Genomic DNA, 26,751 nt, shown 5'->3' on the forward strand with positions numbered 1-26,751 from the left:
CCACCAGCAAAGTGCTGCGCACACAGCGGGTGTAGCAATAGATGATCAGCAGCGAGGTGACCACGGCCAGGCCGAAGAACATCATCACCTGAATCAGCCCGTCGATCAGGTCGCCCATCAGCTTGGCAAAACCGATCACCCGGACCTTGTACTGACCCTTGCCCTCCTCCCCGGCCTTGCGAGCCGCGCTGTCGCCGGCGAACTCGATCTTGTCGCGCAGACGCTCTTCGAGCTGACGGGAGAATTCGTGGTAGTTGAGGCTCTGGCCGGTGGCCGAGGTTTTGTCCAGCAGCGGCACGATCAGCATGCTCGATTTGAAATCGCTGGCCACCAGGCTGCCGACGATACCGGCCCGGTTGATGTTCTGCCGCAGCTGTTCGATGTCCGAGGGCGAGCCCTGATAACTGTCCGGCATCACCGGGCCACCCTGGAAACCTTCCTCGGTGACTTCGGTCCAGCGCACGGCCGAACTCCACAGCGACTTCATCCAGGCGCGATCGACGCCCTGGGTGAGGAACAGTTCATCGTTGACCGTTTTGAGGACCTGCAAGTACTGCGGATCGAAGATGTCGCCCTCGGTGTTTTCCACCACCACCCGCACCGAATTGCCCAGGCCGCGCAGCGACTGGCGGTTTTCCAGGTAGTTCTGGATGTACGGCTGGCTCTGCGGAATCATTTTCTCGAAACTGGGACGCAGCTCCAGACGGGTCACGGCCATGTAACCCAGCACCAGGGTCACCAGGGTCATGAAAAGCATGAACAGCGGCCGATAGTTGAACACCAGCCGTTCCAGCCGATTGCCCGAGTGCCGGTCGAAGTCCGGCAGTTCGCGGATCACCGGCATGGTGTCTTGTTTCAAATTGCCCATGTCTGGGTACTCGCTCTGATTCTTATCGTTATTCGACGGGCAGCGCACGCACACCACGACTGCCGACCAGCAATAGTGCGCCGTTGGCGGCCAGGGCGGCACCGGCCACCGGTGACTGTTGCGCTTGTGGCAGCCGCTGCAGCGCAGCGTCGCCAGCGCCGCTCACAAGCATGTGCCCGGCCTGGGTAAACATCCGGAAACGGCCGTCGGCATCGACAATGGCCGCGGTAATACTGGACTGCACACCGCTAGCGAGCGGGTGCCAGGTGGCACCGCCATCGGTGCTGCGCCATACATGCCCGCGCAAGCCGTAGGCCAGGACCTCGCCAGGCTTGCCGACCACACCAGAAAAGCTGCCTTGATACGGTGTCTGCACGGCGGCGAAGCGCTGCCCCGCGCCATCCCATTTCAGCAACAAACCCTGCTCGCCGGCGATGTACAGCGCATCGCCGGTGGAGGCGATGGCATTGAGGTGAAAGCCCTGCGGGTTGTCGGTGCGGTCCTGGAATGGCGTCCAGCTCTGGCCGCCGTCCTCGGTGCGCAGGATCAAGTTGAACATCCCGACCACATAACCGAGCTGGTCGTTGGCGAACCAGACGTCGAGAAACGGCTTGTCGGCGCCCTCCTCGATCAGCCGCTGGCCTTCGGCGGCCAGCCCGGCCCATTGTTCGTTGCCCGGCTCGGCACTGGCCAGGTCGCTGTAATGCTTGAACATCAAGTCGCCGATCTGGCGGCCGTCGAGTTGCTTGCTCCAGGTAGCGCCGGCATCACTGCTGTGCAACACCACGCCATCGTTGCCCACTGCCCAACCCTGCCCGGCGGTCGGGAAATGCACGGCGTTCAGGTCGGAGCTGACCGGCACGTCGGCCTGCCGCCAATTCTGGCCGGCATCATCGGAATAAAGAATGTGCCCGCGCTGACCCACCGTGACCAGGCGTTGTCCCGCCTGGGCAATGTCCAGCAAGGGGCTGCGCGCGGCCAGGGCACTGGGCCGGGCCGGTAGATCCAGCACATCGACGTAGGTCGCTGCCTGCACGCCGCGGTGCAGCAACGTCAGCAGCACACCCAACATCAGCAACGCAATTTTCTTGTTATAGGAGCCCATAGTGCGGCCTCGTGGCAAAAAGGCGCCGGTGTGTACGCGAGTACAACCCGGCGCAAAAGCCGTTCGATCAGGAATCGGCAGTAGCGAGCAGCGATAAGGCCATCAACGGATACCGGCGCCCGCCAGCGATTCCGGTGCCCACTGGGTCTTGCTCAGCCCCTCGCTGTACTTGATGCCGCCGTAGGGGCCCGGGAAGCCGACGGCGCTGTAGGTGCCGCCGATCAGGTCGTAGGTCAGATACGGCGTGGCATCCGGTACCTGCTGGTCATAGCTTTGGCTGAGGAAGGTGTAGACGCCGCGGTACAGTTGGCCGTTCGCATCATATTGGTCGGATGCCAGAGCGACCCAGCTGTCCTCATCCAGGTAGAAACGGCGCTTGGCGTAAATGTGCCGTGCGCCCGGCTTGAGGGTTGCCTCGACCACCCAGACCCGGTGTTTCTCCCAGCGAACGAACTGCGGTGCCAAATGGTTCGGGGTCATCATCGGCTTCAAATCGTTCTGATAAGTCACACGGTAGGTGTTGTACGGAACGATCATTTCCTGCTTGCCCACCAGCTTCCAGTCATAGCGGTCCAGCGCACCGTTGAAGACGAAAGAATCGTCCCAGGTAGAGGCGCCGGCAGCGCCCGGGTTAGGCGTGTCGTAGGCCAGGTTGGCGCCAGCTTCACCCGGCGCTGCCCTGGCAGGTATTGCCAGGCACGGCGCGGTTGCTCCAGCGGATTGACCGAATCGCGCACCATGACAGCCTCGCCGGCACGACGGGCGGGACCGGTGAAGACCAGCTTGGTCTGGTAATAGGTGTCCGCGGCCGCGAGCGGTTTGGACAGGTCGTCATAGGCGGCATAGTTGATCTGCGCGCTGCCTGTCGTGGCCAGGCTGGCGACACCGGCAGCGTCGATGTTCCAGTTGTCGTACTTGCTCTGGATGTTGACGCCCTGGTAGCGCAGCAAGTGGTTCCAGATGGCCTCGGCGCCGGTTTTCGGGATCGGGAATGGAATGCCTGGCAGTGCATTTTCGATGGAATTGCCGCCTTCTGTCGAGCGCGCCGCGGTGGCATTTTTTACCGTATTGTCCAGCACGCCTTTGGGCAGCGCCGCCGTACGGTGCGTCGGATAGACCTCGATGCGAAAGCTTGGATAACGCTTGGCCAGCTCGGCGGTCACCGCGGTCAGTTGCCCCTTGTACTGATCGACGTTCTTGCCGTCGATCACCAGCAGCGGCTTTTCCGCCGCAAACGGATCGGGGCGCGCTCTGTCGCCCGCCTTGAAGCCGGCTGGCGGGGTGGTCAAGCCACCCTGATAAGCGGGAATGGAACCGTCGGCATTACCGGCTTTCTCGGCGCCGATCTGCGTCAACTGGTTGCCCAATCTGGCGGCTTCGGCAGCGTCGACCGCTGCGTGGGTCGGCGCGGCGAGGGCCAGGGCCATGGAGGCGGCCATCAGGGTATAGGCGAATTTCATCTTATTGTTCTCCGGCATGCGCTTGGCAATGGGTGGATCAGAAGGTGGTTTTCAGGGTCAGGTACAGGGCGCCCCGATCCTCGGTGGCGCCGGCGCCGGAAGCGGATGCATAACCGCCCCCGTAGCAGGTGTAACGCTGGGTGCCATCCAGGGCGTTGGGCGTTGAGCCGTCGGTTGCGCCGTCGTCACACTTGCTGGCTTTGCCGAAGGCGTCGACGTATTTGAGGTCGACGTAATACTGGTTGTAGATGGCAGCGCTGATCCCTACGGCGTAGTTGCCGGCATCTTCCGCCCCGCCTGCGACCACCGGCGAAACGCCGTCGATGCCGACGTTGACCGACATCGGTGCGCTCAGGTCCACGCCGGGAAACACCTGGTACCAGGTCGGCGTGAAGTTGACGGCGATGCCCCAGTTGTCCCGGGTCGGCTTGTCGATGCCGCGGTAGGTGTCTTCGCCCTTGTAGAGCGCCTGGTTTTTGCTATCGAGGCTCAACAGGTTGCTGTAGTACAACTCGCCCAACAGGCTGGCCGAATCGAACAGTGGCGTGTCGGCGATGGAGACCAGGCCGTTGATGGTCCAGTGCAGCGTGTCGCCGGTGGCGGCCAGGCTGTCGCCGTCGCGTGGCACGTCGGTGATCACCCCAGTACCCGGGCTGCGTGCAGGGAGCAAGCCAAGACCGGCCTGCAACCCGCCGGGACCTGAGGCACTGATGATCGCCGGAATGCTCGCCAGCGGCATGTTGTGGCGAATGTTCAGATCGCTGCCGATGCTGACACCGCCCACTTCCTTGGACAGACTCAGGCCGTAGATGTCGATGTCATCGCCATAGGCGAATTCATAGGTGGCGGTGCCGATCGAGTTGCGTAAACCGTTTACTCCGCCAACGCTGCTCAGGCCTCGCGTGTCCAGGACGGCTTGCGGCAAAATGTCCGAGGTCTTGCGGTAGTAGGCGCTCAATGTGCCGTCCAGCCACTCGGGCGACCATTTGACCATCAGGCCCCAGTCACCCCGATTGTCCGGGGTGAAGTCATGGCCGCGGCGAACGGTCGTCAACGTGCCATTCGGCCCCGCCAGTCCCGCGCCACCCGTATGCCCCAGCAGAAACGACTGCGCGCCGAAGCCCACCACATCGGAACCGCTGTAGAAGGTACCGGCCTCAGGCAATCGAGCGCCTTCCCAATCCAGGAAATACTGGGCGCCGAAGGTCAGTTCGGGGGTAAGGGTGAAGGTGGTTGAAAGCTGGTTGCGCGGCACGAACAGTTCCTTGGCTTCGGTACCGGGCGATGCTGCCGCCTTGGCCAGATCGAGGGACGCCTGGCCGTAGCTCAGCGAGTGCACCGGATTGAGTACCGTTTCGCCCCAGAACACATTGTGCTGACCGGCCTTGATACCCAGCAGGGACTCGTCGCCAATCTGGGTGTTGTAGAACACGAAAGCATCAAGGACTTCACCGGACGGGCCGTTGTAGTAACGCTGGGCATAATTGCTCAGGTGCGGGCTGCCGAAAATGGCGGGGGCTGCCGGACGCCCGCCAAACCCGGCAATCGATGAATAATCATCGTTGCCGTTGACGAACGGGTTGGCGTTCGAGCCGGTATTTTCATAAGCCTTGTCGTACCAGCTCGCGGTGCTGACACGAAAGCCCATCTTGCTTTGATAGACCACATCCAGCTCGGACAACAGGTCGACACGGTTGGTGATGTTGGTGCCGGCCTTGCGGAAGTTGTAATCACCGTCGTTACTGTTGGGCGTGCCCAGCAGGCGCTGGTCGGCACTCTCGGTACGCACGCCATAGTTGTACTTGACGGTGTTGTCGAAACGCACGGACCAGTCTTCGCTGCCAGTGTCCAACTCGAAAGCGTGGGCGGCCGGCAGGCTCGTGACCAGGATAGCCGTGGCAAGCAACTGGCGCCGCACAGGCAGGAGATTGCGACTCTTCATCGAGTGATACACCTTAATTGTTTTTGTTGAACTCACTCTAAGATCAGCGCTGCAATCCGGATTGACTTTGCGGGTCACTGGTTTGACATTTCGGGACGTCCGACAGACCGGCCGGCCAACCGGCGTCCCGAACTACCTCAGATGTAGGTGCCACCACCGGCGTTGATGATCGAGCCGACCAGGTAGCACTCGTCAGAGGCCAGATGGGATACCAGCGCCGCGTATTCCTCGCCCTTGCCCAGACGCCCCAGCGGCATGACCTGTTGGAATACGCTCAGTTGCTCGGGCGATTGCTGCGCGAGGTAGTGCTCGAAGGCCGGGGTCTGTACGCCACCGGGACAGATGGCATTGACCTGGACGTTGGCGCCCGCCACCTCGTAGGCCACCGATCGGGTGAAGGCAATCACTGCGCCCTTGGCCGCGGAGTAGTGCGGGCTATGGGCACCCATCGCGGAAATACCGGCAATGCTGGCGATGTTGATGATCTTGCCGTAGCCCTGTGGCTCCATGCGCTGCAAGGCGGCGCGGGTGCAATAGAAGACGCCGTCGACGTTCACTGCCCAGAAGCGTTTCCATTCCCCATCGTCCATGTTGCGGGTGATCTCCAGCGACTGACGGGGCAGCGGCTGGGTCACCAGCGCGTAATGACGCTTGCGTCGCTCGTCATCATGGGGTTTATCCGGCACCAGGGCGGCATTGTTGACCAGGATGTGCAGCGTGCCGAAACGCGTGTCGATCTGCTCGAACATAGCGTTCACTTCAGCACTCGACGAGACATCGCAACGCAGCGCCAGGCACTGCGCGCCGCGCGCCTCGATCAAGCTGCGCGTGGTTTCAAGCGCCGCATCGTTGATATCGCAGATGACCACGCAGGCGCCTTCGCTGGCCATGCGCAGGGCAATGGCTTGCCCCAACCCGCCTGCGCCACCGGTAATCAAGGCCACTCGACCATTCATTTTCATGGGGAACACTCCGTCTTAGAGGAGGACGCAGTGTTGCCCGGATTTATGCATCAGCCTTGACTTGGCGGGACATCCACCGGCGAGGCGAACGAATCACTGCCTACCTGTTTGCTGCGGTTTCGCCATGCCCGAGGCGAACAACCGAACTCAGTGTAAAACCAGCGAGTAAACGAAGTCGCAACCGCATAACCGATCATCATGCCCACACGCTGCAGGGAATAGTTTTTGTTTTCCATGTAATTCAACGCCAGTTCGCGACGTACAGCGTTCAGCAGTTCGGAAAAGGTCAGGCCGACCTCATCGAGTTCCCGTTGCAGGGTTCGCACACTGACGCCTTGGGCATAGGCGACCTGGTGGACGGTGGCGCGCCCCACCGGCAGCAACAAATAGATGGCCTTGCGCACATCGAAAATCACCGAGGGTTCGCTGGCGCCCGCCATCGAGTCCATGAACTGGCGAGCGTAGACGGCCATCGCCGGGTCGGCTTGCGGATTGGGTTGATCGATATCCGCCGCATTACAGACAATGCCATCGAATTCGGCGTCGAACACCACCCGGCAACGAAAGAATCGCGCGTGGTCCTCCAGGCTTGCCGGTGCTTCATGGCTGAAATGAATGCTGCGCGGATGCCAGTGACTGCCCATGAGCGATTTGCAGGTGCGGTGCAGGATGCCGATGGCCAGTTCAGCGGCTTGACGCTTGGGTACGCCCGCCTCGGCCATGATTTCATCGCGGATCAGCACCGTGTTGCCCACGGTTTCCAGGTTCATGGCCAGCGTCCGGTTAAGCAGGTGCCGGTACTCGATGCTGGTCAGCAGCATGTCGCGCAGTGTGCGCTGATGACTGAACAGCAAGCTGATGGCGCCCAGATCCGACAGTCGTCGGGCCTCCGCCATGCGCAGGCCAAAGGTCGGGCAGGATGAGCGCGCCGCGGAGCACTCCAGCAGCTTGAGCGCCGCTTCCAGCGGCAGCATGCATTCCGGGTCGTTCAGCATGATCGGCGTCAGGCCGACGCCACGCAGCATCTCGCCCGGATTCAGACCCAGGCTCTGGGCAACCTCTGTGTAGTTCTTGAGGGTTGCAGCCCGTACAAACGCGTCCATCGTCCCTGCTCCCGTGATGTCGACTGCCGGCTTCGGAAAAGCCTGCAATCGACTATATGGCACCGATCGAGCACTTGCGCAACGCGCAAACCTGCACCGACGGCTCGCGAGTATTGGCACGTACTGAAAGGTTTCTGGCACGAGATGAGAAGTTTCCCGCTATGGACTGCCGCAAAGTACTCGCCATGCACCACGACAACCACGCCCTCAAAGCACAAAAACTACAACAGACTGGAGAGATGCATGAACTTCCTTGACGGATCGCTGCACCCCGAAAATCAACAGAAGCTGGTCATCACCGTTGCACCCTACGCTCCCGAGTGGATGCCTTCGGACTTCCCGGAAGACATTCCGGTGACCATGGCCGAGCAGGTGCAGATGGCAGTCGACTGCTACAACGCCGGCGCCACGGTGCTGCACCTGCATGTCCGCGAACTGGACGGCAAGGGCTCCAAGCGACTGTCCAAGTTCAACGAGCTGATCGCCGGCGTCCGCGAAGCGGTACCGGACATGATCATCCAGGTCGGCGGCTCGATTTCCTTCGCCCCGGAGGGTGACAGCGACGTCGCCAAATGGCTCTCCGATGACACGCGCCACATGCTCGCCCAGCTTTCGCCGGCGCGGACCAGGTGACGATTGCCATCAACAGCAACCAGATGAACATCGTCGAGCAGATGTGCGAAGCGGACCTGGCCGGCACCAGCATTGCCACCCCGGAGATCTATCGCGCCTACCGCGAGATGACCATTCCGGCCGGCCCCGAGTGGGTCGAGGAACACATCAAGCGTCTCTCGGCCAGTGGCATCCAGACTCAATTCCAGCTGGGCAACATCCCCTCCTTCGAAACGGTCGAGCGGATGATGCGCCGCGGCGTGTGCAATGTGCCGTTGATCCTGACCTGGGTGGCGATTGGTGGCGGCTCCGACGCGCCCAACCTCTACAACCTGGCGAACTTCGTGCGGGCCTGCCCGGACGGCGCCGTGCTGACCCTGGAAACCGCCATGCTCAATGTCTTGCCGCTGAACGTGATGGCGATTGCCATGGGCATGCATGTGCGTTGCGGTACCGAGGACAACCTCTGGACCCAGGGCCGCGACCGCAAGATGAGCAATGTCGAGCAGATCGAGCAACTGGTGCGCATTTCCCGGGAAATGGGGCGCGAAGTGGCCAACGGCAAAGAAGCCCGCGAGATCTACAAGATCGGCACGTTCTACAAGGACGCCGATGAGACCCTGGCTGAAAACGGTTTTGCGCCGAACCGCAAGCCCGGCCAGAAAGGCTTTACGCAATTCGGCTGAGTCAGACTTGCGGGGCGCGCCCCCCCTGTCCATGCGCGCGTTCCGCCCGTAGCGCTGCCCCCCATTTGCAAGAGCTGCGCACTAAACGCGGCCGTGACGAGAGGAGAGTCTCCGTGACTTTGCACGCCCCGATAGATGTACCCGGTGACACCTGGCGACGTATCGCCCGACCCTACGCCTGGGTGGTCTTTGCCCTGACCTTCGGCCTGCTGCTGTCAGACTTCATGTCGCGGCAGGTGCTGACGGTCGTTTTCCCGCAACTCAAGGCTGAATGGGGCCTCTCCGATTCCGAGCTGGGCGCGCTGTCCAGCGTTGTCGCCATCGCCGTCGGCGTGCTGGCGTTTCCGCTGTCGGTGGTCGCCGATCGCTTGGGACGCATCCGCAGCCTGGTGCTCATGGCCGCTATCTGGAGCGTGGCCACGCTGATCTGTGGATTCGCCGCCAACTATCAAGAGATGTTCGTGGCGCGGTTCTTCATCGGCGTTGGCGAGGCGGCCTACGGCAGTGTCGGGCTTGCCGTGGTGCTGAGCATCTTCCCGCCGCACCAGCGGTCCACTGTCACCGGCGCCTTTCTGGCCGGGAGCATGGTGGGTTCCGTGCTCGGCATCAGCCTGGGCGGAGTCCTCGCCACGCATTTCGGCTGGCGCGCCTCCTTCGTGGGCATGGCGGTCTATGGCATGGCACTGACCGTGGTCTACGCGCTGGTGGTCAGGCCTGGCCGCATCGAATCGCCTGTGCGGAACGCGGGTTCGAGCAAGAACAAGGCTCATCCGCCACTGCGTAGTCTGTTCTCGACGTCTTCGGTACTAAGCATCTATATCGGCAGTGGCTTGCAGTTGTTCGCCATCGGCGCCCTGCTGACCTGGCTGCCCAGCTATCTGAATCGCTTCTACGACATGCCGCTGACCCAGGCCGGTGCGATCACCGCCATCTTCATGCTCTGCACCGCGGTCGGCATGCCACTGTGCGGCGCCATCGCCGACCGCCTGTGCCAAGGTTCGCCAACCCGCAAAATCAGGTTGACCATGGGCTACTGCCTACTCTGCAGCGTGCTGTTGACCGTGGCTTTTCAGCTCCCGGTGGGCATGGCGCAACTGGTCATGATCGGCCTGGCCATGTTCGTTGGCGGTGGCATTGTCGGCCCCTCCGGCACCATGGTCGCCGACCTCACGCCGCCCGCTCTGCACAGCACCGCAATGGCCACCCTGGCCATTGCCAACAATCTGCTGGGCATGGCGCCGGGCCCCTTTGTCACCGGCTTGCTCGCCGATCGCATTGGCCTGGCCTCGGCCCTGCAACTGCTGCCATTGGCAGGCATTGCAGCCGCCCTGGCGCTGCTGGTGGGGGTTCGCAATTATCGCAATGATCTTGCGCGCGTAAGCCTTCAGCCATGTACCCACCCATCAACAATAACTTCGAAAGCAGGTTGATCATGACCACAGCATTCAACCACAGCCGTCATTGGCAACAGCGTTACGATGCCCGCGTACCGACTGACATCAACCCCGATGCCTGGCCCTCGGTGGTAGCGATGGCGCAAGAAGCCATGCAGCGTCATGCCAGCCGCACAGCCTTTCGCAGCTTCGGGCGCTCACTCAGTTATGCCGATGTCGACATGCAGTCCTGCGCCTTCGCTGCCTGGTTGCAGCATCAGGGCGTGATTCGTGGCGATCGCATCGCGGTCATGCTGCCCAATATTGCGGCATTTCCCGTGGCGATGTTTGGCATCCTCCGAGCCGGCGCCGCTCAGGTCAATGTCAACCCGACGTACACCGCGCAGGAACTCGAACACCAGCTCAACGACGCCGGGGTCGAGACCATCGTCATCGTCGCCAGTGCCCTGCCGACACTGGCAACGATACTGGACCGCACCTTGATCAAAAAAGTCATCACGGTACAGCCCGGCGACACACTGGGTACGCCTGCGGCCGTGCACGAAATTGACATACAGGCAGCGCTTGACCTGCCGTTGACTCCCTTCGTCGTTGCCTTGCGCGAGGGCGAAACACTGGCGTTTACACCCGTCGAGCTGACGGGCGATGACTTGCTTTTCCTGCAATACACCGGCGGCACCACTGGCCCTTCAAAAGGTGCCGCCCTGTCGCACCGCAACCTGATCGCCAACATCCTGCAGGCGCGCGCGTTTCTCCCTGACATGTTCGACACGATCGGTGACAACGTCGTGGTCACGGCGCTCCCGCTGTTCCACGTGTTCGCGCTGACGATCAATCTGCTGATCTGCTTTTCCGCCGGGGCCGAGAATTGGCTGATCCCCGATGCGCGCAACAGTGATGATCTGCTCGACACGCTGATCAAGGCCCGGCCGACGCTGCTGACGGGGGTCAATACCCTGTACGGCGCGCTGGTGCGTCATCCGCGCATCGGCGAGGTGGATTTCTCGCGCCTGCGCCTGGCCATTGGCGGTGGCGCCGCAGTGCTGCCGGCTACCTCGATGCAGTGGAAGACCATCACCGGCCAGGAAATCCTCGAAGGCTACGGCCTCTCCGAGACCTCGGCCATCCTGTGCCTGAACGTCATGGGCCGCAGCAATTTCTCTGCCGCCGTGGGTTTGCCATTGCCTTCGACCGACATCGTGCTGCTCAAGGACGATGATCAACCGGCCGCACTCGGCGAGGCCGGAGAAATTTGCGCCAAGGGGCCGCAGGTCATGTCCGGCTACTGGCACAAGCCCACGGCCAACGCCAACGCGTTTACCGCCGATGGTTACTTTCGCACCGGCGACATCGGCATCTTTGCCGCCGACGGCTTGCTCAAGATCGTCGATCGCAAGAAGGACATGATCATTGTCTCGGGCTTCAACGTCTATCCCAACGAGGTGGAAGTGGTTGTCGCCAGTTGCTCAGGTGTCAGCGAATGCGCCGTGATCGGCATGCCGGATGAACGCAGTGGTGAATCCGTATGCCTGTACGTGGTCAAGGCCGCCAATGCCACGCTCGACGAAGCCGGTTTGATCGAGTACTGCCGCGCGCATCTGGTGGCCTACAAAGTGCCCCGCCAGGTGCGGTTCCTGGAGGCGTTGCCCAAATCCACGGTGGGCAAGATCTTGCGCCGGGATTTGCGCGCACTGGCGACCTTGGGCAGTCCGACTGAAACGACAGTGGCGGTTTGAACGGCGCTACGTAGGAGCGCGCCTGCTCCGGGCGGCGTTCCGACGATGGTCGTTAACGATAACGCGTGTTTACTGGTTAAACGCGGCGCTGTAGGAGCTGGCTTGCCAGCGAAGGCGGTGTATCAGCCAATACACCTATCGACGGACACACCGTCTTCGCTGGCAAGCCAGCTCCTACAGCAGTGGACCGCACGGTCAGTCGAGCAATCTCTATACCTGTGCAGCCTTGGGCCGCCAACAGCATCACGCGTGCACGGCGACCGCCGCGCAGGCTGATGGCACGGACGCTGTTTGGCATCAATTGAAAGGTGCCAGGCACCAAATGAGAAGTTCTGGACCGTCCATCACACTAGAGTGAATCAACTGCCGCACTGGCATCTGCCCGTTCCTACTTCCTGATGGCATCGCCTGCGAGGACTTCACTCCATGAGCTCGATCGCTCTCGTCAACATTCACACTCGCGCGCTCGAACTGGCGCCGGGTTTTTTCGTCAGCGTGATCGTTGCCATCGCGGCGACCTTCCTCTCCGAGCACTACGGTGCACCGGTGATGCTGTTCGCCTTGCTGCTCGGTATTGCCATGAATTTTCTAGCCGCCGATGGCAAGTGCAAGGCCGGTATCGAGTTCATCGCGCGCGCTGTTTTGCGCCTTGGCATAGCCCTGCTGGGGATGCGGATCACCCTGGAGCAGATCGCCACGCTGGGCTGGAAGCCGGTGGCCCTGGTGGTGATCGTCGTAGTGTTGACCATTGCCGTGTCGGTGGTAGCGGCCAAGGTCCTGGGCTTCAAACGCATCTTCGGCATGCTCACCGGGGGGGCCACGGCTATCTGCGGCGCCTCGGCGGCACTGGCCCTGGCTGCCGCCTTGCCCAACCATCCGCAAAAGGAACGCGCGACCCTGTTCACCGTGATCGGCGTGTCGGCACTGTCCACCGTGGCGATGATCCTCTACCCGATGATCGCGAACTGGTTTGCCTTGTCACCGCAGGAGGCCGGGGTGTTCCTCGGCGCGACCATCCACGACGTCGCCCAGGTGGTCGGCGCCGGCTACAGCATGTCCACCGAAACCGGCGATACCGCCACCGTGGTCAAGCTGATGCGGGTGGCGATGCTCCTGCCCGTCATCCTCTGCGCCACGCTGATCACGCGCATGCAGGGTGCGGACCCGGCCGGCAAGCGCCCGCCACTTCTACCGATGTTCGCCGTCGGCTTCCTGGTCCTGGCCTGTATCAACAGCACCGGCTGGATAGCGCCGGCGGTGCAAGGCTTCGTCAACGAGTTGTCGCGCTGGTGCCTGGTGATCTCCATCAGTGCCCTGGGTATGAAGACCCGGCTCAAGGAGCTCGCCACGATCGGCATCAAGCCCATCCTGTTGATGGTGGGCGAAACCGTGTTTCTCGTTGGCCTGGTGCTGCTGTTGCTGCATTGGGGATTCTAGAGCGCAGATCTGCGAAGGCCGGTATGGCCTCCGCAACCAAATGAAGAGTGACGTGATGAATTCAATAAGTGCCTTGTACCGGACCGTCGCTGGCCAGCTTCTGCGCTTCTTCGATGAGTATCGGGGCGCCCAGCGCCATGCTGTGGATGCCCAGAATCGAAGTCAACTGCAGCACCGCCAGTATTTCCTCGACGCTGACGCCAATTTCCAGTGCCTTGCGGATGTGGCGACGCACACCGGGGGCGTACAGATGCGTGCAGGAGGCATCGACGGCGATGGCGATCAGTTCAAAGGTCTTGGGGTCAAGAATCCCCTTGCGTATCGGGTGGGTGGCCATGCCGAGAAACTTCTCCGTCCACTCGGCATCCAGTTCGGCCAGCGAGTCCCACGCGGTATTCCAGCTGCCCGCTTCACGCATGGCATCACAGGTGGGGGTGTCAGCTTGGGTCTGGTCTTCATTCATCAGCAGTTCCTCGGGGGTGAGTGGTTGCTTTCAACTCTAAGCGTGCCGATGCCATCTGTATTGACTGCAGGGGGCAGCGGCATGACATCTCGGGACACGTGCAACGCAGGAGTAAAGACTTGATGAAAGGCCTGGTCCGCAGTGCCAGCCTCACCCACTACGCGGAAATTGCCCGCTCGTTGAACGTAGACCCCTTGCAGCAATTGCGCCTTGTCGGTCTTGATCCACGTTGCTTGCTCCAGCCGGACCTGAAGATTCCCGTTGAAGCAGCGGCACGGTTACTGGACAGTTCGGCGCGTGCGGCCGGCGTGGAAGATTTCGGCTTGCGCCTGGCAGAGAGTCGCAATGCCTCCAATCTCGGCCCCCTGGCCTTGTTATGGCGCGAACCTACCCTGCGTGCAGCGTTAGTGGCGCTCAAGGAGTTTCTCTACCTGCACAATCAGGGGCTGGTCCTGGATATCGAGGAGAGTGGCGGCGTGGTGGTGCTGCGGCTGGAGCTGGTCACCGTCTGCCAGTTGTCTGTGCGCCAGTCGGTGGAGTTGGCGGTAGCGGTTACCTATCGACTGCTCAAATCCTTGCTGGGCAACCACTGGCATCCTTCAGTGGTCTGTTTCCGCCATTGCGCCCCACGGGACGACAGCCGGCACCATCGTGTGCTCGGGACTTCGCTGCAATTCAACTGCCTGATGGATGGCATCATCTGCCGCAGCAGCGACCTCGACAGGGCCCTGCCCAGTGCGGATCCGGAAATGGCCCGCCACGTTAATCAGTACCTGAACAGTATTCGTGACGATTCCAGGGCAACCCTGCTGGGACAGGTGCACCAGATGATCTGGACCCTGTTGCCCACCGGACGCTGCTCGGTGGAGCAGGTGGCGGCCCACCTGGGACGTGACAGACGCACGCTGCATCGACAATTGACGCGCGAAGGCGAGACCTTTTCTTCGCTGCTGGATCAGGTACGCACGGAACTGGCGACGCGCTACCTGGCCAACCCCCATCATCCCTTGAGCGAGATTGCCGGCGTGCTGGGCTTTTCCGAACTGAGTGCCTTCTCCCGCTGGTTCAGCCGGCTGTTCGAATGCAGTCCATCGTCCTGGAGAACCCGGTCCTCCCCCTTGGCCGCAAGCAAACAGCCGGCACAGTTGTTCAGAACAAGCGCGTAATTGCAGGCTGGGCCTGCCTTGTCTGCACGAGATTCTGAACTAATGTGTAACGCAACCGACGCAGGCTGTTTTAACGACTAACATCCCCTCGTACACAAAATGCCAGCACGGTTCCGATAACGCGAGTGCGCACTTGGGATCGACAGGCGATCCACACTACTTTCAAACCCGATGGATCTGTAGGAGCTTCGATATGAACAAGCTGGGAGCGATCTTTCTTCTACTCGTGGCAGGTACTGCCCATTCTGCTGAACGCCTGACAACCGTCCAGGTTGCCGGACTCTCTGTTCCAGGTACCCAGGCGCTGGGTAAAGCCCAAGGGTTCACCGAGTGCGTGGATTTTTATAACTACCTGTCGTGCACGCACAACAAGCCCATTGAAGTGTTTGGCGCAACGGCCAGTAGCGCCGAAATAACACTGGATGTCACAGATAACTTTTCCAGCGTGGCGGACCCCATGGGCAGCCCCAATATCTCGCAGGTCCCGCGGGAGAAACTGACTTACCGATCCATTCGCATGGAATTTCAACCGCAAGAACGCGAGGCACTGGAAAAGGCATTGCGCGCGGATGGATGGTTCGCAGTCGGCAGCGCGAAACGCCTCGAGTTTTACAAGGAGGGCGTACCCGCAACCTTCCGCGTCAACAGCGCCTATATCACGTTGAGCCCTGTCGATATCAACGAGGTCAGCAAAAGGGTTTCCAGGCTGGAGGCGTCCAACCATTCCAGCGCCAGCTCGGATTTACCCGATCCGGCGCGGGCCATGCTGCGTGACTCGGAACCTCGTGGCGCCGGCTCGGTTCGCCCGCCTCGATTCTAACCAGCGGCAGTTGCAGCAAATGCAGCAGCAACAAAAAGTGCACTTATAAAAAACTCGACTTACACTGCCACATACACCTGAGGGATCGATTGGTCCACGGCAATCCGGGCATCACGTCATGATCTGGGTAAAGCCAACATGAAAACGGTCACGGCCATTTTCTGCTGTCTGCTCGCTGCCGGCGTGTTCGCGGCGGCGAGCAGCCGTGCACAGGCTGCGCTCCCTTCGCCCATGTTCAAGACCAGCTTCGACTGCGCCCAGGCCAGGGCGCCCGCCGAAAAACTCATCTGTCGCGATGCGCAGTTGGCGCAGATGGATGTCGAACTGATGCGCCTGTATCGGCTGGCCCTCACGGATCAACGCTCGGTACCGCCTCCGGACAACGTCATGATCGACCAGCAGTTCTGGGTCAAGACCCGCAATCAATGTGCGTCCGGGCCAGAACTCAAGGCGTGCACGATTCGCAGTTATGCCGAGCGCGCGCACCAGCTGCGTCAAGGCTCGGCCATTGCCAGGACCCGGGATCCGGACAGACTCACCGAAGGCCCCCTGGCGTTTCGTTGTCCAGGGTTGAACGCGCCGATTGCCGCCACCTTCTTCACCACGCAGCCGGGTGTGGTGTACCTGAAATGGGCGAACGCCTCGGTCACCCTGAGCCAGGTGCAGAGTGATTCGGGATCCCGATACACTGGCAAGGACTCCCAAGGGCAATACAGCTTCTGGCAAGACGGCGATGTCGTCCTGTTCCAGAAGCCAGGCTCAGGGGACATGAGTTGTTCGGCCGAACCAGGAAAACTCCCGTGAGCACCGCGCCCCTGTCCGAACTCGATGCCGCCCTGCCCGGTCTGGTCCGCAAGATCCGCGTCCTGGAAGCCCTGGCCTGGCCGGACGGGGTCGAGGAAGCATTTCTGCAACGCTGGCGCGCCGGGCGCGCGGAACTGCCCAGGGTCGAGCTCCGCCCGCGCGACCACAGCGCCGAGATCGTGGCCCTGGAAGCCTTTACCGACCGCTGCGACCAGGGGCATCCGGCCGGAGCTTACCTTGCGATGACGGCGAGCAGCTATGCCACCGCCGGCCGCATGCTCGGTGCCATTGGCACACCCGCTTTTACCCAGTATTCGTCAGCGCTGTACCGGCGCCCGGACTTCTACTATTCACGCCTGAACCTGAGCATGCTGGACGCGGCCCGGTTCTTCCTCAGTACCACCGACGCCTTGCTGGGCGGTGCGCGGATTGCACCGATCCAGGCCGACATCCCGGCCGAGGCGTTCGCTGCCTGGATGCAGCCGGAACTGGATCGATTCTTCGGCCCGGGCCGGATCACGGTCGTGCTCGATCCGACCCTGGCCGCCAAGGCCATCGCCGGGGCGAGCCGTATCCGCCTGCGTGCCGGCGCCCTGTTCTCGGAACTGGACAAGCAGCAGCTATTGCAGCATGAGGCCTTTGTGCATGTTGCCACGGCGCAAAACGGCGCGCTGCAACCCAACCTGAAAAGCCTGGGGTTGGGGGCGCCACGCACGACGCAGACCCAGGAAGGCATCGCCACCCTGGCCGAGCTGTTCACCGCCAGCATGGACATCAACCGCCTGCGCCGCCTCGCCCTGCGTGTGCTCGCGGTCCAGCAGGCACTGGAGGGTGCCGATTTCATCCAGGTATTCGAAGGTTTTCTCGCTGCCGGTCAGTCCCAGGAGGAATCCTTCCGTTCGACCCAACGGGTTTTCCGCGGCGCCGACCTGCACGGCGGTTCGGCATTCACCAAGGATGCCGCCTACCTGACCGGCTTGCTCGGCGTGCATACCCTGCTGCGCATTGCGATCCGCGACAACCGGCCGGAACTGGTGGGTCATCTGTTTGCCGGGCGCCTCAGCCTGGGCGACACCGTGCGCCTGGCCCCGCTCTTCGAGTCCGGCTGGCTCAAGGGGCCGGTCCATGTCCCGGACTGGGCCGCGGATCTGAATCGGCTCGCCGCCAACCTGGCGTTCTCCGCCTTTATCACCCGGATCAAGCTGGATGTGCTCGATCTGGACGTGCTCATGGCGTTTGCCGACGAGCATGAAGCCGACGCCAGCGCCTCCAGCCCTGGCGCGTTGTCATAACGACAGCATTCCACGGTACAAGCCATAAGCCGCAAGCCCCGCTCCGGCCACGACGCAGGTAAAAATGCCCTTCTCGATCGGCGTGAACAGGGGTTCGCCCTGCTCATGTTTGGCCTTGGCAAACAAAATCACCCCGGGCGCATATAATAAGGCAGACAACAGCAAATACTTGACCCCTCCGGCATACAACAGCCATACCGCGTAACACAGCGCAACGCCGCCGATCATCAGGTCCTTGGTGCGCTCGGCCGATGCGTGTTCGTAGGTTTCGCCACGCCCGCTCAACAGCACCGCATAGGCCGCCGACCACAAGTACGGCACCAGAATCATCGAGGACGCCAGGTAAATAAGACTGGTGTAAGTGCCGGCGGAGACCAAGGTGATCAACAGGAAAATCTGGATCATGCCGTTGGTCAACCACAACGCATTGACCGGTACGTGGTTGGTATTTTCCTTTTTCAGGAAGGCCGGCATGGTCTTGTCCCTGGCCGTGGCAAACAGGATTTCCGCGCAAAGCAGCGCCCACGACAGCAATGCACCCAACAGCGAGATCGCCAGGCCGACGCTGATCAGCAACGCACCCCAATGGCCGACGATGTGCTCCATGACAGTCGCCAGTGACGGGTTCTGCAGCCTGGCCAGTTCCGGCTGGCTCATGATGCCCAGCGACAGCACATTGACCAACACCAGCAGTGCCAGCACCCCAAGAAAACCGATGACCGTCGCGCGGCCCACGTCCGCACGTTTCTGCGCCCGGGCCGAATAGACGCTGGCGCCTTCGATGCCGATGAAGACGAAAACCGTCACCAGCATCATGTTGCGCACCTGATCCATCACTCCGCCAAAATTCGGGTTGCTGCGACCCCAGATGTCCCGGGTAAAGATATCCGCCTTGAAGGCCACGGCAGCGATAACAATAAACATGATCAACGGCACGATCTTGGCCACGGTGGTCAGTTGATTGATGAACGCCGCCTCCTTGATGCCACGCATCACCAGGAAGTGCACCGCCCATAACAGCACCGAAGCGCAACCAATGGCGATGGGCGTATTGCCCTGGCCAAAGACCGGAAAGAAGTAACCGAGGGTACTGAACAGCAGCACGAAATAACCGACGTTACCCAGCCAGGCACTGATCCAGTATCCCCAGGCGGACGAGAACCCCATGTAGTCGCCGAACCCGGCCTTGGCGTAAGAGTACACCCCCGAGTCCAGTTCGGGCTTGCGATTGGCCAGGGTCTGGAACACGAAAGCCAGGGTCAGCATGCCGACGGCGGTGATCCCCCAGCCGATCAATATGGCGCCGGCATCGGCTTTCGCCGCCATGTTCTGAGGCAGGGAAAAAATCCCGCCGCCAATCATCGACCCCACTACCAGGGCAATGAGCGCATTCAAGCGCAGCTTTTGCGTCGGTTGTGACATTTGGCGCCTCACAGGTGGGCGAGAACTAACAAACAATGAGCATCTCAGGGGGAATTAACCAACGAACAAAGGGTAATAGCGGTTGCCAATAAGCGCCAACATAGACTTTGTTATAACTTGCCGAAATGAAAACACTGCGGAAAATAGCCAATCGATCACCGAGCACTGACACGTTGACTTGTTGATATACATCAACAATTAAATGGGCAAAATTTGCCAAAATACGCAAACCAACTAATGTCAATCCGGTAACTTTTGAGTGCTTGCGCGACAACACGAGCATTTCTATAAAAACTAAAAGGGCCCCTGCGTTTTAACGGCAATGAAATCTGTACATGCATTGATTCAAGGAAATATTGCATAGCTAACGAAAATAAACGTCGTTTCTTTCCCTGCAATGGAGTCGTGCAATGTCTGAATCCCCCGGAAAATTGAAGCTCGGCGCTCTGGTTGCCTTGGTCGTCGGCTCAATGATTGGCGGCGGGATTTTTTCCTTGCCGCAAAACATGGCCGCCAGTGCCGATGTCGGCGCCGTATTGATCGGCTGGGCCATCACTGCAGTCGGCATGCTGACCCTGGCCTTCGTGTTCCAGACCCTGGCCAACCGCAAGCCGGATCTGGATGGCGGTGTCTACGCCTACGCCAAGGCCGGGTTCGGCGACTACATGGGGTTCTCGTCCGCCTGGGGTTACTGGATAAGCGCCTGGCTGGGCAACGTCGGCTACTTCGTGCTGCTGTTCAGCACCCTCGGTTACTTTTTTCCGATCTTCGGCGAAGGCAACACGGTGGCGGCGATCATCGGTGCATCGGTGCTGCTGTGGGGCGTGCACTTCCTGGTGCTGCGGGGAATCAAGGAAGCGGCATTCATCAACCTGGTGACCACGGTCGCCAAGGTCGTGCCGTTACTGCTGTTTGTGTTGATCGCGATTTTCGCCTTCAAACTGGAAATCTTCACCGCCGACATCTGGGGCCTGAAAAACCCGGACCTGGGCAGCGTGATGAACCAGGTGCGCAACATGATGCTGGTCACCGTCTGGGTGTTCATCGGCATCGAAGGCGCGAGCATCTTTTCAGCCCGGGCGGAAAAACGCAGCGACGTGGGTAAAGCCACGGTGATCGGTTTCATCACCGTGCTGCTGTTTCTGGTGCTGGTGAACGTACTGTCGCTGGGGATCATGACCCAGCCGGAACTGGCCAAGCTGCAGAACCCGTCGATGGCCGCCGTGCTGGAACATGTGGTCGGTGACTGGGGCGCGGTGCTGATCAGCGTCGGCCTGGATCATCTCGTTGCTGGGTGCGTTGCTGTCCTGGGTGCTGCTGTGTGCGGACATCATGTTCGCCGCCGCCAAGGATCACACCATGCCGGCCTTCCTGCGCAAGGAAAACGCCAACCAGGTGCCGGTCAATGCACTGTGGCTGACCAATGCCATGGTGCAACTGTTCCTGATCATCACCTTGTTTTCGGCCAGTACTTACCTGTCGCTGATCTACCTCGCCACCTCAATGATCCTGGTGCCTTACCTGTGGTCGGCGGCCTATGCCCTGCTGCTGGCGGTACGCGGCGAGAGCTACGAGAACGCCCTGGCCGAGCGCAGGAAAGACCTGTTCATCGGTGGCCTGGCAGTGATCTACGCGATCTGGCTGATCTACGCCGGCGGCGTCAAATACCTGCTGCTCTCCGCCCTGCTCTATGCCCCCGGGGTGATTCTGTTTGCCAAGGCCAAGCTTGAAATCGACAAACCGGTTTTCACCAACGTCGAGAAGCTGATTTTCGCCGCAGTTGTCGTGGGCGCGATGGTGGCGGCCTATGGGCTGTATGACGGCTTCCTGACCCTGTAGCACCTCATCTGGAGGATTACTGTAATGACCACCGAAAAAGTTAAGTACGGCGTCCATTCCGAAGCCGGAAAACTGCGTAAAGTCATGGTTTGTTCCCCAGGCCTGGCCCACCAGCGGCTGACCCCGAATAACTGTGACGAACTCCTTTTCGATGATGTGCTGTGGGTGGCCCAGGCCAAGCGCGACCATTTCGACTTCGTCACCAAAATGCGCGAACGCAACGTCGATGTGCTGGAAATGCATAACCTGCTGACCGACATCGTCGCCATCCCCGAAGCACTGGACTGGATCCTGGAACGCAAGATCACCGCCAACTCGGTGGGATTGGGGCTGATTAACGAAACCGGTTCCTGGCTGCGCAGCCTGGAGCCGCGCAAGATCGCCGAGTTCCTGATCGGCGGGGTGTCCGCCGACGACCTGCCAGACAGCTTCGGCGGCAAGACCATCGAGATGTTTCGCGATTTCCTCGGTCACTCCAGCTTTATCCTGCCACCGCTGCCCAACACCCAGTTCACCCGCGACACCACCTGCTGGATCTACGGCGGCGTGACGCTCAACCCCATGTACTGGCCGGCACGTCGTCAGGAAACGCTGCTGACCACCGCCATCTACAAATTCCACCCGCAATTCACCAACGCCGACTTCCAGATCTGGTACGGCGATCCGGACCAGGAACACGGCAGCGCCACCCTGGAAGGCGGTGACGTGATGCCGATCGGCAACGGTGTGGTCCTGATCGGCATGGGCGAACGCTCTTCGCGCCAGGCCATCGGCCAACTGGCGGTCAGTCTGTTCAAGCACAAGGCGGTCGACAAAGTGATTGTTGCCGGCCTGCCCAAATCCCGCGCGGCGATGCACCTGGACACGGTGTTCAGTTTCTGCGACCGGGATGTGGTGACCATCTTCCCGGAAGTGGTGAAGCAAATCGTCGCCTTCACCCTGCGCCCCGACGAGAGCAAACCGGGCGGCATCGACATCCGCCGCGAAGAAACCAGCTTCCTCGACACCGTGGCCCAGGCCCTCAACCTCAAGGCGTTGCGCGTGGTGGAAACGGGCGGCAACAGCTTCGCCGCCGAACGCGAGCAATGGGACGACGGCAACAACGTGGTGGCCGTGGAGCCGGGCGTGGTGATCGGCTATGACCGCAACACCTACACCAACACCCTGCTGCGCAAGGCCGGAGTGGAAGTCATCACCATCAGCGCCGGCGAACTCGGCCGCGGCCGTGGCGGCGGCCACTGCATGACCTGCCCGATCATTCGCGACCCTATCGACTATTAAGGAGATCCCGTCATGGCTTTCAACATGCGCAACCGCAGCCTGCTGTCGCTGATGCATCACACCACGCGCGAGCTGCACTATCTGCTGGACCTGTCCCGCGACCTCAAGCGCGCCAAGTACACCGGCACCGAGCGTCCGCACCTGCAAGGCAAGAACATCGCGTTGATTTTCGAAAAAACCTCGACCCGCACCCGTTGCGCGTTCGAAGTCGCGGCCCATGACCAGGGCGCCCACGTCACCTACATCGACCCGGTGTCGTCGCAGATCGGTCACAAGGAAAGCATGAAAGACACCGCCCGCGTGCTGGGGCGGATGTTCGATGCCATCGAATACCGCGGCTTCGAACAGGAAATCGTCGAAGAGCTGGCCGAGTTCGCCGGCGTACCGGTGTTCAACGGCCTGACCGCCGAATTCCACCCCACGCAAATGATCGCCGACACCCTGACCATGCGCGAACATAGCGACAAGCCGTTGCACGAGATCAGCTACGCCTACCTTGGCGACGCCCGCTATAACATGGGCAACTCGCTGCTGATGATCGGCGCCAAACTGGGCATGGACGTGCGCATCGCCGCGCCCAAGGCACTGTGGCCACATCAGGATTTCATCGATCAGTGCAAGGCGTTTGCCGAAGACAGCGGCGCGCGCATCACCATCACTGAAGATCCGAAAGCCGCGGTCAAGGGCGTCGACTTCATTCATACCGACATCTGGGTATCGATGGGCGAGCCCGTGGAGGCATGGGACGAGCGCATCGAGCAACTGCTGCCGTACCAGGTCAACGCGCAGATGATGAAAGCCTCGGGCAACCCGCGAGTGAAATTCATGCACTGTCTGCCAGCCTTCCACAACAGCGAAACCAAGGTCGGCAAGGACATCGCCGCCCGTTATCCACACCTGGCCAATGGCGTCGAAGTGACTGAAGAGGTCTTCGAATCGCCGGCCAACATTGCCTTCGAGCAAGCGGAGAACCGCATGCACACGATCAAGGCGATCCTGGTGGCGGCGTTGGCGGATATCTGAAGACTCGTTCCTGCGGTCCTCCCCCTGTAGGAGCCGGCTTGCTGGCGATGGCCTCACCTCGGTCTGTCAGATACACCGAGGCGTATCGCCTTCGCCAGCAAGCCGGCTCCTACAGGGTACATCCGCTACCTCTCTGTTTAGAAGGACTGCATCATGCGTATCGTCGTTGCTCTGGGCGGTAACGCCCTGCTCCGCCGGGGTGAACCCATGACCTCGGACAATCAGCGCGCCAACATCCGGATCGCCACGGAACAGATCGCCAAGATCCACGCGGGCAATCAACTGGTGATCGCCCACGGCAACGGTCCCCAGGTTGGCCTGTTGTCGTTGCAAGCGGCCGCCTACACCTCGGTTTCACCTTATCCGCTGGACGTGCTCGGTGCCGAAACCGAAGGCATGATCGGCTACATCATTGAACAGGAACTGGGCAACCTGCTGGACTTCGAAGTGCCCTTCGCCACCCTGCTCACCCAGGTCGAAGTCGATGCCAATGACCCGGCGTTCCAGAACCCGACCAAGCCCATCGGTCCGGTCTACACCCAGGCCGAAGCGGAAAAACTCGCCGCAGAGAAAGGCTGGGCAATTGCGCCGGATGGCGACAAATTTCGCCGCGTAGTCGCCAGCCCCCGCCCCAAACGCATCTTCGAAATCCGTCCGATCAAGTGGCTGCTGGAAAAAGGCAGCATCGTGATTTGCGCCGGCGGTGGCGGCATCCCCACGATGTACGGCGCCAGCGGCAAACTGCAGGGCGTCGAAGCGGTGATCGACAAGGACCTGTGCTCGGCGCTGCTGGCCGAACAACTGGACAGCGATCTGCTGGTGATCGCCACCGACGTCAATGCCGCCTACATCGATTTCGGCAAACCGACCCAGAAAGCCATCGCCCAGGCCCACCCCGACGAAATGGAAAAACTCGGCTTCGCGGCAGGGTCCATGGGGCCTAAGGTCCAGGCCGCCTGCGAATTCGCCCGCCACACTGGAAAAGTCGCGGTGATCGGTTCACTCTCGGACATCGAGGCTATCGTTCAAGGCACGGCCGGTACCCGGATCAGCACCGAGAAAGCCGGCATTACTTATTTGTGAGGAGAGACGGCAATGGCAACGTTCGAACCCGGACATCTGCATATCGAGCGCCATGCGCTGAATAAGGACGACGTCAGCTACGACCTGTGTTTCGACTATGAAGTCTTTCAGGATCCCAAGGAAGGCAAAGGCATGCAGTTCAAGTTGCATGGTTCGATCCAGGGCAAGGACATGAGCGAAACGTTCTTCCTGCCCAAGGATCAGGCCTACAACTTTGCCAGCAATTTCACGAAAATTCTTGAGAAGTACGGTATCCCCAAGGTGCATAGCCAAATCGGTTCAACTCACAAATTCTACGACAAGATATTTGAAGACATGAGGGAGAAACTGGAGATGAAATCGGGGGATCCGGTGAAGCCCGAACATCTGGAGTAATCACGTTTTCCCGTGAAAGTGCAGCCTCCGGGAGCAGGCTCGCTTTCACGGGGATTCAACGCTGATGACGGTCCAGTGAAGCTGGCGAATCCTGCGGATGAATCACCAGATAGCTGTCGACTGCATCATCTATCGTTGGAAAAAACGCCGCCTCACCCAGCCGCGCGAACAGCCCGAATCGCTTGAGCTTGTCCTTGACCGGGTCCTTCATCTCGGCGATGCACAACTTGATGCCCGCCCCGTGCAAGGTCTCGTCCAGCTCCGCCAGCATGTCCGCAGAGGTCACGTCGACGCTGGTCACCGGTTCCGCCGCAACGACCAGCCAGCGCACCGGCGTGGGCGACGTCGCTACGGCATCCAGAACCCGGTCATGGAACAGCTCGGCATTGGCGAAGAACAGGGGTGCATCCCAACGAAACAGCACCAGACCGGGTATGAGGCGCGCCTCGGGGTAGCGCTTGATGTCGTGGTAGCCCTTGACGGTATCGGTGCTGCCCAGCACCGCCGAATAAGGCCGCCAGCCATCCCACAGAAACTCGATGACGGCGATGACGATGGCCAGGCCGATGCCTTCAATCGCGCCGAACACGGCCACGCCAACGGTACAGACGATCGACAGCCAGAACTCCCAGCGCTGGATGCGATAGATTCGTCGCAGGTCGCTCACCTCGATCAGGCCGATGGCGGAGGCAATCACCACTGCAGCTAATGCGCTATTGGGTAAATCCTGCAACAGGTCCGGCGCCACCACCAACAGCAAGGCCACGGCAAGCGCGCCGACGACACCGGTCAGCTGGGTTCTCGCGCCTGCGGCCTCGGCCACGGGGGTGCGGGATGAACTGCTGCTGATCGCAAACCCCTGGAACAAACCGGCGGCCAGGTTGGCGACGCCCAGTCCCACCATCTCCTGGTTCGGGTCCACGTAGGTACGGGTGCGCGCCGCGTAGACGCGCGAAAGCACACTGGTGTCGGCGAATGACACCAGGGCGACGGCGCAACCGCCGATCAGCACGGGGACGATATCGGCGGTGGTGATCCAGGGAATGGCGAAGGCTGGCAGCCCCTGGGGCAGCGAGCCCAGGACCTTCACCCCACCCCGCGCTGCAAGATCCAGCACACCCACGGCGACAGTCGCGCCTGCCACGGCAATCAGAATGCCCGGTATCCGTTTGTGCCCCTTGAGCAGCAGGATCACTAACAGGGTGGCGGCGCCCACCATGAACGCGGTCCAGTTGGTCTTGCCATCCATTACCGCCGTTGCGATCGCCCAGATGTTTCTCAGCGGGCCGTCGGACTCGATCGAAAAACCGAAAAACTTGGGCAGTTGACTAATCAATACCGTCAGCGCGATACCGTTCATGTAGCCGTAGCGGATCGGTTTGGATAGCAGTTCGGTGACGAAACCCAGGCGCGCGATGCCCGCCAGGATGCACACCGCCCCCGACACGATCGCCATCATGCCGGCCAGGGCAATGGCCCGTTGCGGATCACCGCCGGACAGTGGCAGGACGACGGCGAGGATCACGGCCGCCAGCGAAGAGTCCGGCCCCAGCACCAGAATCCGGCTGGGCCCGAACAGCGCATAAGCCAGTAGCGGAATGATGGTCGCGTAGAGACCGTAGATGCCGGGTACGCCCGATGCCACCGCATAGGCGATACCGACAGGCACCAGCATGGTGGTCAGCACCAGTCCGGCCACAAGGTCGTGCCGCAACCAGGCCATCTTGTATCCGCGCAGGGTTTGCAGTCCCGGCAGCCAGCGGCTCCAGCCGGCCTGATCTGCGCTCGACTCGCGACGCGCAATCCGCCCCGGTTCCGGCAAGGGGGGCAAACTATCCGATTGGCTCATGGCACTGCGACCCCTTGGTGTGCAACGCA

19 protein-coding genes and 4 pseudogenes are annotated in these 26,751 nt (G+C 61.1%); 13 read left to right on the forward strand and 10 right to left on the reverse strand.

All coding sequences use genetic code 11. From position 1 onward, the window contains the following. The 6 genes and pseudogenes from BZ163_RS06845 to BZ163_RS06870 all read right to left on the reverse strand — a co-directional run. Window positions 1-868, reverse strand: a pseudogene (locus BZ163_RS06845) (RND family transporter); the annotation flags it as partial. 28 nt (window positions 869-896) lie between these two features. Beyond that, window positions 897-1,973, reverse strand: coding sequence for a YCF48-related protein (locus BZ163_RS06850; RefSeq protein ID WP_128870306.1), 1,077 nt, complete (start codon window positions 1,971-1,973; stop codon window positions 897-899). A gap of 102 nt (window positions 1,974-2,075) precedes the next feature. After that, window positions 2,076-3,433, reverse strand: a pseudogene (locus BZ163_RS06855) (DUF1329 domain-containing protein). Between the two features lie 37 nt (window positions 3,434-3,470). Continuing rightward, window positions 3,471-5,375 (reverse strand): DUF1302 domain-containing protein, encoded by a 1,905-nt coding sequence (locus BZ163_RS06860; RefSeq protein ID WP_128870307.1) that lies wholly within the window; start codon window positions 5,373-5,375, stop codon window positions 3,471-3,473. Between the two features lie 137 nt (window positions 5,376-5,512). Next, a complete protein-coding gene (locus tag BZ163_RS06865) occupies window positions 5,513-6,337 on the reverse strand; it encodes an SDR family NAD(P)-dependent oxidoreductase (protein WP_128870308.1) in 825 nt (274 codons plus the stop codon). A gap of 50 nt (window positions 6,338-6,387) precedes the next feature. Continuing rightward, entirely contained in the window at window positions 6,388-7,440 is a 1,053-nt protein-coding gene (locus BZ163_RS06870) for an AraC family transcriptional regulator (RefSeq protein WP_128870309.1), read from the reverse strand. Between the two features lie 243 nt (window positions 7,441-7,683). Here BZ163_RS06870 and BZ163_RS06875 point away from each other — a divergent pair. From BZ163_RS06875 to BZ163_RS06895, 4 genes and pseudogenes are all read left to right on the forward strand, one after another. After that, window positions 7,684-8,738, forward strand: a pseudogene (locus tag BZ163_RS06875) (3-keto-5-aminohexanoate cleavage protein). A gap of 113 nt (window positions 8,739-8,851) precedes the next feature. Further along, a complete protein-coding gene (locus BZ163_RS06880) occupies window positions 8,852-10,168 on the forward strand; it encodes an MFS transporter (protein ID WP_256578959.1) in 1,317 nt (438 codons plus the stop codon). Window positions 10,169-10,170: 2 nt separating this feature from the next. Next, window positions 10,171-11,868, forward strand: coding sequence for an AMP-binding protein (locus tag BZ163_RS06885; protein WP_128870310.1), 1,698 nt, complete (start codon window positions 10,171-10,173; stop codon window positions 11,866-11,868). 426 nt (window positions 11,869-12,294) lie between these two features. After that, entirely contained in the window at window positions 12,295-13,305 is a 1,011-nt protein-coding gene (locus tag BZ163_RS06895) for a YeiH family protein (RefSeq protein ID WP_128870312.1), read from the forward strand. 61 nt (window positions 13,306-13,366) lie between these two features. On the opposite strand, the gene BZ163_RS06900 is transcribed toward BZ163_RS06895, so the two are convergent. Continuing rightward, window positions 13,367-13,768, reverse strand: a complete 402-nt coding sequence (locus BZ163_RS06900; RefSeq protein WP_064677732.1) for a carboxymuconolactone decarboxylase family protein — start codon at window positions 13,766-13,768, stop codon at window positions 13,367-13,369. Between the two features lie 122 nt (window positions 13,769-13,890). Between BZ163_RS06900 and BZ163_RS06905 the strand changes: the two genes are divergently transcribed. The 4 genes from BZ163_RS06905 (at window position 13,891) to BZ163_RS06920 (ending at window position 17,850) form a co-directional block, all read left to right on the forward strand. Beyond that, the gene (locus tag BZ163_RS06905) at window positions 13,891-14,934 is read left to right on the forward strand and encodes an AraC family transcriptional regulator (protein WP_128870313.1); all 1,044 of its coding nucleotides are present in this window, start codon (window positions 13,891-13,893) and stop codon (window positions 14,932-14,934) included. Window positions 14,935-15,127: 193 nt separating this feature from the next. After that, window positions 15,128-15,754, forward strand: coding sequence for a hypothetical protein (locus BZ163_RS06910; protein WP_128870314.1), 627 nt, complete (start codon window positions 15,128-15,130; stop codon window positions 15,752-15,754). 138 nt (window positions 15,755-15,892) lie between these two features. Beyond that, the gene (locus tag BZ163_RS06915) at window positions 15,893-16,558 is read left to right on the forward strand and encodes an MliC family protein (protein ID WP_128870315.1); all 666 of its coding nucleotides are present in this window, start codon (window positions 15,893-15,895) and stop codon (window positions 16,556-16,558) included. Continuing rightward, window positions 16,555-17,850, forward strand: a complete 1,296-nt coding sequence (locus BZ163_RS06920; RefSeq protein ID WP_128870316.1) for a flavohemoglobin expression-modulating QEGLA motif protein — start codon at window positions 16,555-16,557, stop codon at window positions 17,848-17,850. The genes BZ163_RS06915 and BZ163_RS06920 overlap by 4 nt, the downstream gene beginning before the upstream one ends. Here BZ163_RS06920 and arcD (BZ163_RS06925) read toward each other — a convergent pair. Both arcD (BZ163_RS06925) and BZ163_RS06930 read right to left on the reverse strand, forming a co-directional pair. Continuing rightward, a complete protein-coding gene (gene arcD / locus BZ163_RS06925; protein WP_128870317.1) occupies window positions 17,845-19,272 on the reverse strand; it encodes an arginine-ornithine antiporter in 1,428 nt (475 codons plus the stop codon). The genes BZ163_RS06920 and arcD (BZ163_RS06925) overlap by 6 nt on opposite strands. A gap of 25 nt (window positions 19,273-19,297) precedes the next feature. After that, complete coding sequence (locus BZ163_RS06930; RefSeq protein ID WP_128870318.1) at window positions 19,298-19,549, reverse strand: hypothetical protein; 252 nt, start codon at window positions 19,547-19,549, stop codon at window positions 19,298-19,300. A 133-nt stretch (window positions 19,550-19,682) separates the two neighbouring features. On the opposite strand from BZ163_RS06930, the pseudogene arcD (BZ163_RS06935) reads away from it, so the two are divergent. The 5 genes and pseudogenes from arcD (BZ163_RS06935) (at window position 19,683) to BZ163_RS06955 (ending at window position 24,873) form a co-directional block, all read left to right on the forward strand. Beyond that, a pseudogene (arcD, locus tag BZ163_RS06935) lies at window positions 19,683-21,111 on the forward strand (arginine-ornithine antiporter). Window positions 21,112-21,135: 24 nt separating this feature from the next. After that, on the forward strand, window positions 21,136-22,392 hold the full coding sequence (arcA, locus tag BZ163_RS06940; RefSeq protein ID WP_128870319.1) for an arginine deiminase: 1,257 nt from the start codon (window positions 21,136-21,138) through the stop codon (window positions 22,390-22,392). 12 nt (window positions 22,393-22,404) lie between these two features. Then, window positions 22,405-23,415, forward strand: a complete 1,011-nt coding sequence (locus tag BZ163_RS06945; RefSeq protein ID WP_128870320.1) for an ornithine carbamoyltransferase — start codon at window positions 22,405-22,407, stop codon at window positions 23,413-23,415. Between the two features lie 153 nt (window positions 23,416-23,568). Next, window positions 23,569-24,498, forward strand: coding sequence for a carbamate kinase (arcC, locus tag BZ163_RS06950; protein WP_128870321.1), 930 nt, complete (start codon window positions 23,569-23,571; stop codon window positions 24,496-24,498). Between the two features lie 12 nt (window positions 24,499-24,510). Then, window positions 24,511-24,873 carry a DUF5064 family protein gene (locus BZ163_RS06955; RefSeq protein WP_128870322.1) on the forward strand — a complete coding sequence of 121 codons (363 nt, stop codon included), beginning with the start codon at window positions 24,511-24,513 and terminating at the stop codon, window positions 24,871-24,873. 55 nt (window positions 24,874-24,928) lie between these two features. On the opposite strand, the gene BZ163_RS06960 is transcribed toward BZ163_RS06955, so the two are convergent. Then, window positions 24,929-26,722: a SulP family inorganic anion transporter gene (locus BZ163_RS06960; protein WP_128870323.1), complete on the reverse strand. Its 1,794-nt coding sequence runs from the start codon at window positions 26,720-26,722 to the stop codon at window positions 24,929-24,931. Window positions 26,723-26,751 lie beyond the last annotated feature (29 nt).

Source organism: Pseudomonas sp. VI4.1 (assembly GCF_002029345.1).
Lineage (GTDB): Bacteria > Pseudomonadota > Gammaproteobacteria > Pseudomonadales > Pseudomonadaceae > Aquipseudomonas.

Excerpts from the sequence above, each read along its gene's own strand:
- BZ163_RS06850 (WP_128870306.1), bottom strand. The coding sequence starts at position 1,973 with ATGGGCTCCTATAACAAGAAAATTGCGTTGCTGATGTTGGGTGTGCTG.
- BZ163_RS06860 (WP_128870307.1), bottom strand. The coding sequence starts at position 5,375 with ATGAAGAGTCGCAATCTCCTGCCTGTGCGGCGCCAGTTGCTTGCCACG.
- BZ163_RS06865 (WP_128870308.1), bottom strand. The coding sequence starts at position 6,337 with ATGAAAATGAATGGTCGAGTGGCCTTGATTACCGGTGGCGCAGGCGGG.
- BZ163_RS06870 (WP_128870309.1), bottom strand. The coding sequence starts at position 7,440 with ATGGACGCGTTTGTACGGGCTGCAACCCTCAAGAACTACACAGAGGTT.
- BZ163_RS06885 (WP_128870310.1), top strand. The coding sequence starts at position 10,171 with ATGACCACAGCATTCAACCACAGCCGTCATTGGCAACAGCGTTACGAT.
- BZ163_RS06895 (WP_128870312.1), top strand. The coding sequence starts at position 12,295 with ATGAGCTCGATCGCTCTCGTCAACATTCACACTCGCGCGCTCGAACTG.
- BZ163_RS06900 (WP_064677732.1), bottom strand. The coding sequence starts at position 13,768 with ATGAATGAAGACCAGACCCAAGCTGACACCCCCACCTGTGATGCCATG.
- BZ163_RS06905 (WP_128870313.1), top strand. The coding sequence starts at position 13,891 with ATGAAAGGCCTGGTCCGCAGTGCCAGCCTCACCCACTACGCGGAAATT.
- BZ163_RS06910 (WP_128870314.1), top strand. The coding sequence starts at position 15,128 with ATGAACAAGCTGGGAGCGATCTTTCTTCTACTCGTGGCAGGTACTGCC.
- BZ163_RS06915 (WP_128870315.1), top strand. The coding sequence starts at position 15,893 with ATGAAAACGGTCACGGCCATTTTCTGCTGTCTGCTCGCTGCCGGCGTG.
- arcD (WP_128870317.1), bottom strand. The coding sequence starts at position 19,272 with ATGTCACAACCGACGCAAAAGCTGCGCTTGAATGCGCTCATTGCCCTG.
- arcA (WP_128870319.1), top strand. The coding sequence starts at position 21,136 with ATGACCACCGAAAAAGTTAAGTACGGCGTCCATTCCGAAGCCGGAAAA.
- BZ163_RS06945 (WP_128870320.1), top strand. The coding sequence starts at position 22,405 with ATGGCTTTCAACATGCGCAACCGCAGCCTGCTGTCGCTGATGCATCAC.
- arcC (WP_128870321.1), top strand. The coding sequence starts at position 23,569 with ATGCGTATCGTCGTTGCTCTGGGCGGTAACGCCCTGCTCCGCCGGGGT.
- BZ163_RS06955 (WP_128870322.1), top strand. The coding sequence starts at position 24,511 with ATGGCAACGTTCGAACCCGGACATCTGCATATCGAGCGCCATGCGCTG.
- BZ163_RS06960 (WP_128870323.1), bottom strand. The coding sequence starts at position 26,722 with ATGAGCCAATCGGATAGTTTGCCCCCCTTGCCGGAACCGGGGCGGATT.